Origin of the sequence: Pseudomonas sp. NFXW11 (assembly GCF_049887815.1) — a bacterium.
GTDB lineage: Bacteria > Pseudomonadota > Gammaproteobacteria > Pseudomonadales > Pseudomonadaceae > Aquipseudomonas.
In genome coordinates this window covers 206,760-220,370 of record NZ_JAGEKI010000008.1, presented here as the reverse complement: position 1 = coordinate 220,370, position 13,611 = coordinate 206,760, and the positions used below count along the sequence as shown (strand labels likewise).

The window sequence follows — 13,611 nt, the reverse complement described above, 5'->3', positions numbered from 1 at the left end:
TTTGTTCCGCGTTCGGCTGCGGCTGGCCCTGAAGCCGCTCCAGCGCCTAGACTGCGGCGGTCTTTCAGTTCAGGAACAGGCCGTGACTTCCCTTTTTTGGTACGACTACGAAACCACTGGCATCAATCCGCGCAGCGATCGTCCGCTGCAGGTGGCCGGTATTCGCACCGACCTGGCGCTCAACGAGATCGACGAGCCAGTCAACCTCTACTGCCAGCCCAGCGACGATATCCTGCCGCACCCCATGGCGAGCATGATCACCGGCATCACCCCGACGCGCCTGGCCGAGCAGGGGCTGAGCGAGGCGGATTTCATGACCCGGGTGCATGCCCAACTGGCGCGCCCGGGGACCTGCGGAGTCGGCTACAACACCTTGCGCTTCGACGACGAGGTGACCCGCTACAGCCTGTATCGCAACTTCTTCGATCCCTATGCCCGGGAGTGGCAGGGCGGCAACAGTCGCTGGGACCTGATCGATGTGGTGCGCACCGCCTATGCCCTGCGTCCCGAGGGCATCGTCTGGCCCGAGGAAGAGGGCCGGGTCAGCCTCAAGCTGGAACGCCTGACCGCGGCCAATGGCATCGACCATGGCCAGGCCCACGATGCGCTGTCCGATGTGCGCGCGACCATCGCCCTGGCCCGACTGCTGCGCGATCGGCAACCCAAGCTCTACGACTGGCTGTTCCAGCTGCGCAGCAAGCAGCGGGTGATGGATCAGGTGCGCCTGTTGCAGCCGATGGTGCATATTTCCGGGCGTTTTTCGGCGGCGCGCCACTACATCGGCGTGGTCCTGCCCCTGGCCTGGCATCCGCGCAACCGCAATGCGCTGATCGTCTGTGACTTGCATCTGGACCCGCAGGGGCTGCTGGACCTGGATGCCGAAACCCTGCGCCAGCGCCTTTACACGCGCCGGGAAGAATTGGCCGAAGGCGAATTGCCGGTGCCCTTGAAACTCATCCATATCAATCGTTGCCCGGTGGTTGCACCACTGAGTGTGTTACGTGGCGAAGATCAACAGCGACTGCACTTGGACATGGACCTGTATCAGCAGCGGGCGTCGCAGCTGAGCGCGGCCCAGCAAGTTTGGCAAGATAAACTTTCAGTGATTTACGGGCCTGACGAGTTCGCCGCCAGCGAGGACCCGGAGCAACAGTTGTACGACGGGTTTATTGCAGATCGCGATCGGCGTTTGTGCGAGCAAGTGCGCGACGCCGACCCATCGCACTTGGCCCAGCAACAATGGCCTTTCGATGATGAGCGTTTGCCTGAACTGCTCTTTCGCTACCGTGCCCGAAACTTTCCGCAGACCCTGGATAAAAGCGAGCAAGAACGTTGGCGAGAATTCTGCCAGCAACGTTTGTTGGATCCGCAATTGGGTGCCCCGAATACCTTGGAAAGTTTCCGGCAGGGGCTGGAGCAAGCCTTGTTAGATGCCGACCCACGGCAACGGCAGGTGCTGGATGAGTGGCAAAAGTATGTTGCCGAGCTGAGATCGCGCCTGGCGCTGTGACGCTTTGTTGCGGTAGTTGAACGGCTTGCCCGGAAATAAAAAACGCCAGCATGGCTGGCGTTTTTCTACAGGGTAGCGAGCACCCGGGCGCTCACCTGTGGGGCTTAGCCCAGCAGGGTGGCCCAGCCTTCAACTACATCGCCGCCCCACTTGGCTTTCCACTCTTTCAGTGTCTTGTGGTTGCCGCCTTTGGTTTCGATGACTTCGCCGTTGTGCGGGTTCTTGTACTGTTTAACTTTGCGCGCGCGCTTGGTGCCGGTGGTTTTTACCGGAGCGCGAGGTGCTTTAACTTTCGAATCTGGATCCAGCAGGGCAATGATGTCGCGCAGGGACTTGGAGTACTCGCCCATCAGGCTGCGCAGTTTGCCTTCAAATTCCAGCTCGGCTTTCAGTTTGTCGTCTTGGGACAGGTTCTTCAAACGTGCTTGCAGTTCTTTGATGGCTTCTTCTGTAGCACGGTATTCGTTGATCAGAGACATGAGGACTACCTTATTGAGCGCTGAGTGGCAGGGTGACAGTGCGGCAATAATAGTCAGGGAGTTTGTGCAAGTAAACATAATAGGGCTGTTTTTATTCGTCTCTCTTAGTGTGTTTAGGCGTAAAAGCCATTTCGCTATTTAATAGCTTGGTGCGTGCAGCGAGGATATTCACGAATTAGTTAGGCGCTATTTACAAGTGTTGCTGCGAGTCTGGGGGGCCGCGGGCGACAAGCCGGATCAGCGGCGTTATCGCCAGTCCGATCAACGCCATTGGCGCAATGAATACTGCAGTTTTGTCGCGTAATGGCTAGAATGGCGACCTTTGCGAAGTTCTGGAGTTTCCCCCTCATGCGCACCTTTCGGTTGGTGATTTCTTGCCCTGACCGCGTTGGCATCGTTGCCAAAGTCAGTAACTTTCTGGCCTCCCACAATGGTTGGATCACCGAAGCGAGCCACCACTCGGACAACCTCAGTGGTTGGTTCTTCATGCGTCACGAGATCCGTGCCGACTCCCTGCCTTTTGGCCTGGAAGCCTTCCGCGAGGCCTTTGCGCCCATCGCCGAAGAGTTCTCGATGGACTGGCGGATCACCGACACCGCCGAGAAGAAACGCGTGGTGCTGATGGCCAGCCGTGAATCCCATTGCCTGGCCGACCTGCTGCACCGCTGGCACAGCGACGAGCTGGATTGCCAGATTGCCTGTGTGATTTCCAACCACGACGACCTGCGCAGCATGGTCGAGTGGCACGGCATTCCCTACTACCACGTACCGGTCAACCCCCAGGACAAGGAACCGGCCTTCGCCGAGGTTTCGCGCCTGGTCAAGCAGCATGACGCCGAAGTGGTGGTGCTGGCGCGCTACATGCAGATCCTGCCGCCGGAACTGTGCAGCGAATACGCGCACAAGGTGATCAACATCCACCACAGCTTCCTGCCGTCCTTTGTCGGCGCCAAGCCTTACCACCAGGCTTCCCTGCGTGGGGTGAAACTGATCGGTGCCACCTGCCACTACGTCACCGAGGAACTGGACGCCGGTCCGATCATCGAGCAGGACGTGGTGCGGGTCAGCCACAGCGACAGCATCGAGGACATGGTGCGTTTCGGTCGTGACGTGGAGAAGATGGTGCTGGCTCGCGGCCTGCGCTACCACCTGGAAGACCGAGTGCTGGTGCACGGCAACAAGACCGTGGTGTTCTGATTGAAAAAAACCAGGAGCGGGGGTGCAATGCCCCGGTCCTGGTTAATCGATTGTCGAGGTCAGCCCCATGACCGATCCACTGGATAAAGCCACTTCCCAGGCCCCGCCACCCTCGGCGAGGGCTGCCTGAGTCGTTACGATCCTGACGAGCTGGATGCCGATGACGGCACCGAGTTTCCGGGTGCCGCCGAGTTGTGGCGGCAGTTGCAGCAGGAGCCGGCGGCGCCAGACCGCTGAGTGCTGCACCGGCAATCGGCCCCCTCTGTAGGAGCCGGCTCGCCGGCGAACAGCGCCCTCGGCTATTCCTCAGATCCTGAAACTGCCCACCAGCTGCTTGAGGCGTGCTGCCTGCTGCTCCAGGTCGGAACAGGCGCGCAGGGTCGCTTGCAGGTTTTCCACGCCTTCCTGGTTCAGCGTATTGATCTCGGTGATGTCCATATTGATCGACTCCACCACCGAGGTCTGTTCTTCGGTCGCCGTGGCCACCGATTGGTTCATGCCGTCGATCTCGCCGATGCGCACCGTCACGCTGTTGAGCCGCTCGCCGGCCTGGTTGGCGATTTCCACGCTGTCCTGGCTGTGACGCTGGCTGTTGCTCATGGTGCTCACCGATTCCCGGGCGCCCACCTGCAGCTCCTCGATCATGGTCTGCACCTGCTGCGCCGACTCCTGGGTGCGGTGCGCCAGGTTGCGCACTTCATCAGCCACCACGGCAAAACCGCGTCCGGCTTCCCCGGCCCGGGCCGCTTCGATCGCCGCATTGAGCGCCAGCAGGTTGGTTTGCTGGGAAATGCTGGTGATCACTTCGAGAATCTGCCCGATGTTCACGGTCTTGCTGTTGAGGGTCTCGATATTGCTGCTGGAGGCGCTGATCATGTCCGACAGCTGATTCATCGCCTGGATGCTGCGATCCACTACTTGCTGGCCGTCTTCAGCCAGGTTGCGCGCATCGCTGGCCTGCTGCGAGGCCTGGGCGGCGTTGCGGGCGATTTCCTGGGCTGCGGCACCCAGCTCATTGATGGCGGCGGCGACGCTGCTGGTGCGGCTGGCCTGTTCATCGGAGTTGTGCATCGACGAGTTGGAGGCGCTGACTACCCGCAGGGCCACTTCGTTGACCTGCTCGGTGGCCGAGGACACTTCGCGGATCGAGCTGTGGATGCGTTCGACAAAGCGGTTGAAGGCGGTGCCGAGGATGCCGAATTCGTCCTGGTTGTGGATGTTCAGGCGGCGGGTCAGGTCGCCTTCGCCGTCGGCGATGTCCTGCATGGCGCGGGTCATTACGTGCAGGGGTTGCATCAGCAGGCGGATCAGCAGGCCCAGCAGGGCAATGGTCAGGGCCACGGCGGTGAGGGTGGCGATGATCGCCGAGGTGCGGAATTCGCTGAGCATGGCGAAGGCCTTGTCCTTGTCCACCGACAGGCCGATGTACCAGTTCACCGAGGACAGGCCCTTGATCTGGGTGAAGGTGACGATGCGTGGCTTGCCGTCGACGCGGATCTCGCTCAGCTCATTGCTGATGCGCGGGGTGTCCTGGGGGTAGACGTCCTTGAGGTTCTTCATCACCAGGTTCTTGTCCGGGTGCACCAGGATCTTGCCGTCGGCGCTGATCAGGAAGGCGTAGCCCATGCCGTCGAAGTCCAGGGCGTTGATGCTGTCGGCAATCACCTGCAGGCTCAGGTCGCCGCCCACCACGCCGATCCGCTGGCCGGCCTTGACCACGCTGTCGACGATGGAAATCACCAACTGGCCGGACGCCAGGTCGATATAGGGTTCGGTCAGGGCCGAGCCGCTGGTGCTTTCGGCGCTTTTGTACCAGGGGCGGGCACGGGGGTCGTAGCCGTCCGGCATCTTGCTGTCCGGGCGGATGATGAACGAGCCATCCTTGTTACCCAGGTAGGCGCCCATGAAGGTCGAACTCACGGACTTCTGTTCCAGCAGGTTGCTGACATTGCCCGGGTCGGGGTTGAGGGCGACCGACTGTGAGAGGTTTTCGATCAGCAAGGCGCGGCCGGCGAGCCAGGTCTGAATATTTTTTGCCGTGACGTCGCCCATTTCCTGAAGATAGTTGTCCAGATCATCACGAATGGCATTGCGTTGCAGGTAGTCGTTATAGAGCGTGAATAGTGCAAAGGCAGCTATGACGATCAGCGAGGCGGCAAGCAGGATCTTGTGGCTGAAGCGCAGATTTTTGTTCATGGCTTGGGGTGTCCGCTAAGGTCTTTGAGTCCAGGGCATCGGGTTGGAAAGGCGCGCAAAGTGGGCGTTGTTATAAGTAAGCTGATATCTCCATCTATCCCAGAGGAATTACCTGACCTTTATTTCAGATACTTCTGATCCATCATTTCTTCATATCGACCGTGTAAGGCCAAAGATTAACCAGGGGTGACAAAATGCCTGACTCATCGCAACTCGTTATCGGTGCCGACCTCACTGGCCAGCCGATCGCCCAGGCCATGCGCCTGGCCAACCGTCATGGCCTGGTGGCGGGTGCCACCGGTACCGGCAAGACCGTCACCCTGCAACGCCTGGCGGAAGCCTTCAGTGATGCCGGGGTGGCGGTGTTCGCCGCGGATATCAAGGGTGACCTGTGCGGCCTGGGTGCGGCGGGCAATCCCCAGGGCAAGGTTGCCGAGCGGATCGCCGGCATGCCCTGGCTTCAGCATCGGCCCCAGGCTTATCCGGTAACCCTGTGGGATATCCATGGTCAATCGGGTCATCCGTTGCGTACCACCTTGAGCGAAATGGGCCCGCTGTTGCTGGGCAGTTTGCTGGAACTCACCGATAGCCAGCAGTCGGCCTTGTATGCCGCCTTCAAGGTGGCGGACAGAGAAGGCTTGTTGCTACTGGACCTGAAGGATCTCAAGGCGCTGCTCAATCACCTCAAGGACAATCCGCAGTTGCTCGGAGATGACGCGGCGTTGATGACCACCGGCTCCAGCCAGGCGCTGTTGCGACGCCTGGCGACCCTGGAGCAGCAGGGGGCCGAGGCCCTGTTCGGCGAACCGGCGCTGCAACTGGAAGATATCCTGCAACCGGCGGCCGACGGTCGTGGGCGAATTCACCTGCTCGATGCCAGTCGCCTGGTGCATGAGGCGCCCAAGGTCTATGCGACCTTCCTTTTATGGCTGCTGGCTGAACTGTTCGAGCAACTGCCGGAGCGGGGCGATGCGGAAAAACCGCTGTTGGCGCTGTTTTTCGATGAGGCGCACCTGCTGTTCACCGGTACCCCCAAGGCCTTGCAGGATCGCCTGGAGCAGGTGGTTAGGCTGATCCGCTCCAAGGGCGTGGGGGTGTATTTCGTTACCCAGTCGCCAGGAGACTTGCCGGACGATGTGCTGGCGCAGCTCGGTTTGCGCATCCAGCACGGCCTGCGGGCCTTTACCGCCAAGGAGCAGAAGTCCTTGCGGGCGGTAGCCGACGGGTTTCGTCCTAACCCGGCCTTCGATGCCCTGGCGGTGCTGACCGAACTGGGGATTGGCGAGGCGCTGGTGGGGACCTTGCAGGACAAGGGCACGCCGGAGAGGGTCCAGCGGGTGCTGGTGGCGCCGCCGCAATCGCGGATCGGGCCGCTGACCGAGGCCGAGCGCAAGGCGCTGATTGCCAGCTCGCCGCTGTTGGGGCGCTATGACCAGCCGATCGATCGTGAGTCCGCCTATGAAGTGCTGATGGGGCGCAAGGACCTGGCGCCGCAGGCCGCACCCGAGCAGCCGGCGGCTGGCGAGCCGAGCCTGGTTGACCGCGCCGGCGAGTTTCTCGGCACGGCGGCCGGGCAGGCCCTGAAGTCGGCCATGCGCCAGGCGGCCAATCAACTGGGGCGACAACTGGTGCGCGGTCTGATGGGTTCGTTGCTGGGCGGCAGCAAGCGCCGCTGAGGTGAGGCGCCGGCTCAGTCGCGGGGTTTGGCGTGGCTGGCCAGGCGCTCCAGGGCGGCCCGCAGGTTGGGGTCGCTGATGCCTTCGGCCGTGGCCTGAATGGTTTCTGCGGCGCGGCTCGACAGGTCTATGCTGTGGCCCGCCGCGCTGCTCTGGACAGTGGGCGGCTGGACCTTGAACTGGATGCGGGTCAGGTGGGCGAACTCGCTGAATTCCAGCAACTGGCGTTGCAGGCGTTTTTGCTGGTAGCGCAGGCGCGTGGCCCAGTGGCCGTCGGTGACGATCAGCAGCAGGTTGCCCTCGCGCCAGGAAGCAACGTGACAGTGTTCGCGCGCCGCCGGTTGCAACTGGGTCTCCAGCAGGCGCTGCAGATGCGCCAGGCGCTGGGCGTGGCCCAGTATGGCTTTCAGAGGCTTGGCTTCGCGAAGCAGGACGGCGGGAGCCCGTGCGGTAAGGGGGCGAAATGCCATGATCAGAAACCTGAAGTTACAGAGCCGCCATGGTAGCAGAAAGCGTCGAGGCACCGGGTTGCTGGCATTTTTCGTACTTTGACGAGTTTCTGGCTCTTTGCTGATCGTAATCATTAACTTATGGGGGCACTGGGCTTGAACTTCGGCAAAAAGCCCTTATTTTAGGTGAGCCCCGTCACAGCGCTGTGCCAGCATCGTGGAATAACGCCACTTTCCTCACCATCGTTTCCGGGTAGAATGCTCGTTCGCATGCGGCCATGAGGGCTGCTCGGGCGACTCACGGGGCCGCCCTCCAACCCTATGTGTGGAAGATCCTGCCGATATGTTTGCGCCTTTGTTAAAGAAACTTTTTGGAAGCAAGAACGAGCGTGAAGTCAAACGCATGCTCAAGACGGTACAGATCGTCAATGCCTTCGAAGAGCAAATGGTGGCCCTTTCGGACGATCAATTGCGCGCCAAGACCGCTGAGTTCAAGGCCCGTATCGCCAAGGGTGAATCCCTCGACAAACTGCTTCCCGAAGCCTTCGCTGTTGCCCGTGAAGCCGGTAAGCGGATCATGGGGATGCGGCACTTCGATGTGCAGCTGATCGGTGGCATGACCTTGCATGAAGGCAAGATCGCCGAGATGCGCACCGGTGAGGGCAAGACCCTGGTAGCGACCCTGGGCGTTTACCTCAACGCACTGTCCGGCAAGGGCGTGCACGTGGTCACGGTGAACGACTACCTGGCCCGCCGCGACGCCAACTGGATGCGTCCGCTGTACGAGTTCCTCGGCCTGAGCGTCGGCGTGGTCACGCCGTTCCAGCCGCCTGAAGAGAAGCGTGCCGCCTACGCCGCCGACATCACCTACGGCACCAACAACGAATTCGGTTTCGACTACCTGCGCGACAACATGGCTTTCAGCATGGAAGAAAAATTCCAGCGCGAGCTCAATTTTGCCGTGATCGACGAAGTCGACTCGATCCTCATCGACGAAGCCCGTACCCCGTTGATCATTTCCGGCCAGGCTGAAGACAGTTCCCGCCTGTACATCGAGATCAACAAGCTGATCCCGCGCCTGAAACAGCACATCGAAGAAGTGGAAGGCCAGGTCACCCAGGCCGGTCACTTCACCGTCGACGAGAAGACCCGCCAGGTCGAGCTCAACGAAGCCGGCCACCAGTTCATCGAAGAGATGCTGACCCAGGTCGGCCTGCTGGCCGAGGGCGAAAGCCTGTACTCGGCCCATAACCTGGGCCTGCTGACCCACGTCTATGCCGGCCTGCGCGCGCACAAGCTGTTCAACCGCAACGTCGAGTACATCGTCCAGGAAGGCCAAGTGGTACTGGTGGACGAGCACACCGGCCGCACCATGCCGGGTCGTCGCCTGTCCGAAGGCCTGCACCAGGCCATCGAGGCCAAGGAAAACCTGAATATCCAGGCCGAGAGCCAGACCCTGGCCTCTACCACCTTCCAGAATTACTTCCGCCTGTACACCAAGCTGTCCGGCATGACCGGCACCGCCGACACCGAAGCCTTCGAGTTCCATCAGATCTACGGCCTGCAGGTGATGGTGATCCCGCCGAACAAGCCGCTGGCGCGCAAGGACTACAACGACCTGGTGTTCCTGACCGCGGATGAGAAATACGCCGCGATCATCAATGACATCAAGGAATGCATGACCCAGGGCCGTCCGGTGCTGGTGGGTACCGCCACCATCGAGACCTCCGAGCACATGTCCAACCTGCTCAACAAGGAAGGCATCGAGCACAAGGTCCTGAACGCCAAGTTCCACGAAAAAGAAGCCGAAATCATTGCCCAGGCCGGCCGTCCTGGGGCCCTGACCATCGCCACCAACATGGCCGGTCGTGGTACCGACATCCTTCTGGGCGGCAACTGGGAAGTGGAAGTGGCTTCCCTGGAAGACCCGACCCCCGAGCAGATCGCCCAGATCAAGGCCGACTGGCAGAAGCGCCACCAGCAAGTGCTGGAGTCCGGCGGCCTGCAGGTGATCGCTTCCGAGCGTCACGAATCGCGGCGTATCGACAACCAGCTGCGTGGCCGTGCCGGTCGCCAGGGGGACGCCGGTTCCAGTCGTTTCTACCTGTCCCTGGAAGACAGCCTGATGCGTATCTTCGCCTCGGACCGGGTGAAGAACTTCATGAAGGCCCTGGGCATGCAGTCCGGCGAGGCGATCGAGCACCGCATGGTGACCAACGCCATCGAGAAGGCCCAGCGCAAGGTCGAAGGCCGCAACTTCGACATCCGCAAGCAGTTGCTGGAGTTCGACGACGTCAACAACGAACAGCGTAAAGTGATCTATCACATGCGCAACACCTTGCTGGCGGCGGACAACATTGGCGAAACCATCGCCGACTTCCGCCAGGACGTGCTCAATGCCACCGTCAGCGCCCACATCCCGCCACAGTCGCTGCCTGAGCAGTGGGACGTGGCTGGCCTGGAAGAAGCCATTCAGAGCGGCTTCGGTGTCAGCCTGCCGATCCAGCAATGGCTCGACGAAGACGATCACCTGTACGAAGAAACCCTGCGCGAAAAACTCCTGGCCGAGCTGATCGCCGCGTACAACGAGAAAGAAGACCAGGCGGGCGCCGAAGCCCTGCGCACCTTCGAGAAGCAGATCGTGCTGCGGGTGCTGGACGACCTGTGGAAAGACCACCTGTCGACCATGGACCACCTGCGTCACGGGATTCACCTGCGCGGTTATGCGCAGAAGAACCCGAAGCAGGAGTACAAGCGCGAGTCCTTCACCCTGTTCTCTGAATTGCTGGATTCCATCAAGCGCGATTCGATCCGCGTCCTGTCCCATGTTCAGGTACGTCGCGAAGACCCGGCCGAGGAAGAGGCGCGCCTGCGCCAGGAAGCCGAGGCCCTGGCTCAGCGCATGCAGTTCGAACACGCCGAAGCCCCTGGCCTGGATCAGGCGCAAGCCCTGGAAGAAGGCGTCGATGTGGATGTCGCCCTGGCTTCCGCGCCGGTACGCAATGAACAGAAGCTGGGCCGCAACGAACTGTGCTACTGCGGTTCGGGCAAGAAGTACAAACACTGTCACGGCCAGATCAACTAAGATCCACGCCGGACACTGAAACACCCACGCCGTGACGGCTTCAGCCGTCGCGGCGTTTTTCCATTTGCGGCACCGTCATTTGAGACGACGGTGCAGACACTGATGAGAGGAGCGCATTCATGGCTGTTGGTCTTGGTCCTTTGCCAACGTTGCACCCGGTTGCCGGTTTCGAACTCGGTATCGCTTCGGCCGGCATCAAGCGCCCGGGGCGCAAGGATGTGGTGGTCATGCGCTGTGCCGAAGGCTCCACGGTGGCCGGCGTATTTACCCTCAATGCGTTCTGCGCCGCGCCGGTGATCCTGGCCAAGCAGCGGGTGCAGGGCCCGGTGCGTTACTTGCTGACCAACACCGGCAATGCCAATGCCGGTACCGGTGAGCCGGGCCTGGCCGCTGCCAGCCGTACCTGCGCCAAGCTGGCCGAGCTGACCGGGGTTGATGCCAGCGCCGTGCTGCCGTACTCCACCGGGGTGATCGGCGAACCGCTGCCCGTGGAAAAGATCGAAGGCGCCCTGCAAGCCGCGCTGGATGACCTGTCCGTGGACAACTGGGCCGCGGCCGCCACCGGGATCATGACCACCGACACCCTGCCCAAGGGTGCCAGCCGTCAGTTCCAGCACGAAGGCGTGACCATCACCGTGACCGGCATCAGCAAGGGCGCGGGGATGATTCGTCCGAACATGGCCACCATGCTCGGCTATATCGCCACCGACGCTAAAGTTTCCCGCGAAGTGCTGCAGAACCTGTTGCTGGACGGTGCCAACAAGTCCTTCAACCGCATCACCATCGACGGCGACACCTCGACCAACGACTGCTGCATGCTGATCGCCACCGGCCAAGCCAAGTTGCCGGAAATCACCAAGGCCGAAGGCCTGCTGTTCGCCGCGCTGAAGCAGGCGGTGTTCGAAGTCTGCATGGAGGTGGCCCAGGCCATCGTCCGTGACGGCGAAGGCGCGACCAAGTTCGTCACTGTCCAGGTTAATGGCGGCGCCAATCATCAGGAATGCCTGGATGTGGGCTACACCGTGGCCCACTCGCCACTGATCAAAACCGCGCTGTTCGCCTCCGACCCGAACTGGGGGCGTATCCTTGCCGCCGTCGGTCGTGCCGGCGTGGCGGATCTGGATGTCAGCAAGATCGACGTCTTCCTCGGTGAAGTCTGCATCGCCAGCCGTGGTGCGCGGGCTGCCAGCTACACCGAAGCCCAGGGTGCGGCGGTGATGCAGCAGGAAGAAATCACCATCCGTATCGAACTGGGTCGTGGTGCTTGCAGCGAAACCATCTGGACCACCGACCTGTCCCACGAATACGTGAAGATCAACGCGGAATACCGCACTTGATCATCTCGCCTGTGACCGCCGGCGTGCCGGCGACACGGTGATTCCAATGCCGGGCCCGACCAGGCCCGGCAGCAATACCGGAATAGAGGAAACTGCGGTGAAACGAGTACATGTGGCTGCGGCCGTTATCCGGGATGCCCATGGCAAGATCCTGATTGCCCGGCGTGCCGATACTCAGCATCAAGGTGGCCTGTGGGAGTTTCCCGGAGGCAAGGTCGAGGATGGGGAAGCGGTCGAGGCCGCGTTGGCCCGTGAGCTGCAAGAAGAGCTGGGGATTGCCGTGACCGCGGCGCGCCCGCTGATCAAGGTGCAGCACGATTACCCGGACAAGCAGGTGCTGCTGGATGTCTGGGAGGTTTCCGCGTTCAACGGCGAACCCCATGGTGCCGAGGGGCAACCCCTGGCCTGGGTCAGTGCCCGTGAGCTGGCCGACTATGAATTTCCCGCGGCCAATCAGCCGATTGTCGCGGCAGCACGTTTGCCGGCCAGCTACCTGATCACCCCTGAAGGCCTCGAAACCCCGGCCCTGTTGCGTGGCATGCAGAAGGCCATTGCCCAGGGCTGCAAGCTGATCCAGCTGCGCGCCCCGGGTGGCTACGATCCGCAGTATCGCGACCTGGCGGTGGACGCCGTGGGCCTGTGTGCCGCCAAGGCGCAACTGATGCTCAAGGGGCCGTTCGAATGGCTGGGGGATTTCCCTTCGGCAGGCTGGCACATCACTGCAGCCCAACTGCGCAAGTATGCCAGCGCCGGGCGGCCTTTCGGCAAGGAGCGCTGGTTGGCGGCTTCCTGTCATAGCGCCGAGGAGCTGTCCCTGGCGCAGCAGATGGATGTGGACTTCGTGACCCTGTCGCCGGTACAGCCGACCCAGACCCATCCCGAGGCACAACCTCTGGGTTGGGAGCAAGCCAGGCAATTGATCAGTGGCTTTAACAAGCCGGTGTATCTGCTGGGCGGTGTCGGGTCCGACGATTGCCAGCGGGCCTGGGACAGCGGTGCCCAGGGCGTGGCGGGCATCCGTGCCTTCTGGCCCCAGGGCTGAAACATCCCCCAGGGGTAAGACTCAATGGCCGATTCGCCGGCAAGCCGGCTCCTACGCAGAGGGGGCTGGCTTGGCTGCGGCCTGCCAGAGGATCTCGGCAACGCCTTGGCGCTTGGCAATCAGCCGGGCCGCGACGAACAGTAGGTCCGACAGGCGGTTGATATAGGCCAGCCCGACGCCCTGCAAGGGCTCGACGGCATTCAGGTGCTGGCAGCGCCGCTCGGCGCTGCGGGCCAGGCTGCGGCAGACATGGGCCTGGGCAATCAGTGCCGAACCGCCGGGAAGGATGAAATTCTCCAGCGGCCCCAATTCTTCATTCCAGATATCGATGGCCGCTTCCAGGCGCTGTACCTCGACCTGGTTCAGGGCCTGGTACTCCGGCATCGCCAGTTCGCCGCCCAGGTCGAACAATCGGTGCTGACAAGGCGCTAGCACCTCTATCACTTCCTTGAGGCCCGGGCAGCCGGCGCTCTGTTCATCGAGGGCGGCCAGCAGCACGCCAACCTGGCTGTTCAGGCTGTCGACTTCACCTATGGCCTCCACCCGGGGGTGGTCCTTGGGCACTCGGCGGCCGTCGCCGAGGCCGGTCTCGCCTTTGTCGCCGGTGCGGGTGTAAATCTTCGACAAGCGAAAACCCATG

Annotated in this window: 10 protein-coding genes and 1 pseudogene; 6 read left to right on the top strand and 5 right to left on the bottom strand. The window is 61.8% G+C overall.

The features are described from left to right. Nucleotides 1–82 precede the first annotated feature (82 nt). Entirely contained in the window at nucleotides 83–1,510 is a 1,428-nt protein-coding gene (gene sbcB, locus J4P02_RS14985; protein WP_426191508.1) for an exodeoxyribonuclease I, read from the top strand. Between the two features lie 104 nt (nucleotides 1,511–1,614). On the opposite strand, the gene mvaT is transcribed toward sbcB, so the two are convergent. Further along, complete coding sequence (mvaT, locus tag J4P02_RS14980) at nucleotides 1,615–1,989, bottom strand: histone-like nucleoid-structuring protein MvaT (RefSeq protein WP_426191506.1); 375 nt, start codon at nucleotides 1,987–1,989, stop codon at nucleotides 1,615–1,617. A 348-nt stretch (nucleotides 1,990–2,337) separates the two neighbouring features. Here mvaT and purU point away from each other — a divergent pair, with 348 nt between their 5' ends. Further along, the gene (gene purU / locus J4P02_RS14975; RefSeq protein WP_011063040.1) at nucleotides 2,338–3,186 is read left to right on the top strand and encodes a formyltetrahydrofolate deformylase; all 849 of its coding nucleotides are present in this window, start codon (nucleotides 2,338–2,340) and stop codon (nucleotides 3,184–3,186) included. Nucleotides 3,187–3,492: 306 nt separating this feature from the next. Here the strand turns inward: purU and J4P02_RS14970 are convergent, their stop codons facing one another. Together J4P02_RS14970 and J4P02_RS14965 are read right to left on the bottom strand one after the other, a co-directional pair. Beyond that, a complete protein-coding gene (locus tag J4P02_RS14970; RefSeq protein ID WP_426191652.1) occupies nucleotides 3,493–4,257 on the bottom strand; it encodes a methyl-accepting chemotaxis protein in 765 nt (254 codons plus the stop codon). 93 nt (nucleotides 4,258–4,350) lie between these two features. After that, nucleotides 4,351–5,382 (bottom strand): annotated as a pseudogene (locus tag J4P02_RS14965) (HAMP domain-containing protein); the annotation flags it as partial. 194 nt (nucleotides 5,383–5,576) lie between these two features. Here J4P02_RS14965 and J4P02_RS14960 point away from each other — a divergent pair. Further along, a complete protein-coding gene (locus J4P02_RS14960; protein WP_426191503.1) occupies nucleotides 5,577–7,058 on the top strand; it encodes a helicase HerA-like domain-containing protein in 1,482 nt (493 codons plus the stop codon). Nucleotides 7,059–7,072: 14 nt separating this feature from the next. Here the strand turns inward: J4P02_RS14960 and J4P02_RS14955 are convergent, their stop codons facing one another. Next, the gene (locus tag J4P02_RS14955) at nucleotides 7,073–7,528 is read right to left on the bottom strand and encodes a DUF721 domain-containing protein (RefSeq protein WP_426191501.1); all 456 of its coding nucleotides are present in this window, start codon (nucleotides 7,526–7,528) and stop codon (nucleotides 7,073–7,075) included. A gap of 322 nt (nucleotides 7,529–7,850) precedes the next feature. Between J4P02_RS14955 and secA the strand changes: the two genes are divergently transcribed. From secA to J4P02_RS14940, 3 genes are all read left to right on the top strand, one after another. Next, complete coding sequence (gene secA, locus J4P02_RS14950; protein WP_426191499.1) at nucleotides 7,851–10,592, top strand: preprotein translocase subunit SecA; 2,742 nt, start codon at nucleotides 7,851–7,853, stop codon at nucleotides 10,590–10,592. Nucleotides 10,593–10,711: 119 nt separating this feature from the next. Next, nucleotides 10,712–11,929 carry a bifunctional glutamate N-acetyltransferase/amino-acid acetyltransferase ArgJ gene (gene argJ / locus J4P02_RS14945; protein ID WP_426191497.1) on the top strand — a complete coding sequence of 406 codons (1,218 nt, stop codon included), beginning with the start codon at nucleotides 10,712–10,714 and terminating at the stop codon, nucleotides 11,927–11,929. 97 nt (nucleotides 11,930–12,026) lie between these two features. Further along, the gene (locus J4P02_RS14940) at nucleotides 12,027–12,971 is read left to right on the top strand and encodes a Nudix family hydrolase (protein ID WP_426191495.1); all 945 of its coding nucleotides are present in this window, start codon (nucleotides 12,027–12,029) and stop codon (nucleotides 12,969–12,971) included. 51 nt (nucleotides 12,972–13,022) lie between these two features. On the opposite strand, the gene J4P02_RS14935 is transcribed toward J4P02_RS14940, so the two are convergent. After that, the gene (locus tag J4P02_RS14935; RefSeq protein WP_426191493.1) at nucleotides 13,023–13,610 is read right to left on the bottom strand and encodes a cob(I)yrinic acid a,c-diamide adenosyltransferase; all 588 of its coding nucleotides are present in this window, start codon (nucleotides 13,608–13,610) and stop codon (nucleotides 13,023–13,025) included. Nucleotide 13,611 lies beyond the last annotated feature (1 nt).

Excerpts from the sequence above, each read along its gene's own strand:
- J4P02_RS14955 (WP_426191501.1), bottom strand. The coding sequence starts at position 7,528 with ATGGCATTTCGCCCCCTTACCGCACGGGCTCCCGCCGTCCTGCTTCGC.
- secA (WP_426191499.1), top strand. The coding sequence starts at position 7,851 with ATGTTTGCGCCTTTGTTAAAGAAACTTTTTGGAAGCAAGAACGAGCGT.
- argJ (WP_426191497.1), top strand. The coding sequence starts at position 10,712 with ATGGCTGTTGGTCTTGGTCCTTTGCCAACGTTGCACCCGGTTGCCGGT.
- J4P02_RS14960 (WP_426191503.1), top strand. The coding sequence starts at position 5,577 with ATGCCTGACTCATCGCAACTCGTTATCGGTGCCGACCTCACTGGCCAG.
- J4P02_RS14970 (WP_426191652.1), bottom strand. The coding sequence starts at position 4,257 with ATGCACAACTCCGATGAACAGGCCAGCCGCACCAGCAGCGTCGCCGCC.
- mvaT (WP_426191506.1), bottom strand. The coding sequence starts at position 1,989 with ATGTCTCTGATCAACGAATACCGTGCTACAGAAGAAGCCATCAAAGAA.
- purU (WP_011063040.1), top strand. The coding sequence starts at position 2,338 with ATGCGCACCTTTCGGTTGGTGATTTCTTGCCCTGACCGCGTTGGCATC.
- J4P02_RS14935 (WP_426191493.1), bottom strand. The coding sequence starts at position 13,610 with ATGGGTTTTCGCTTGTCGAAGATTTACACCCGCACCGGCGACAAAGGC.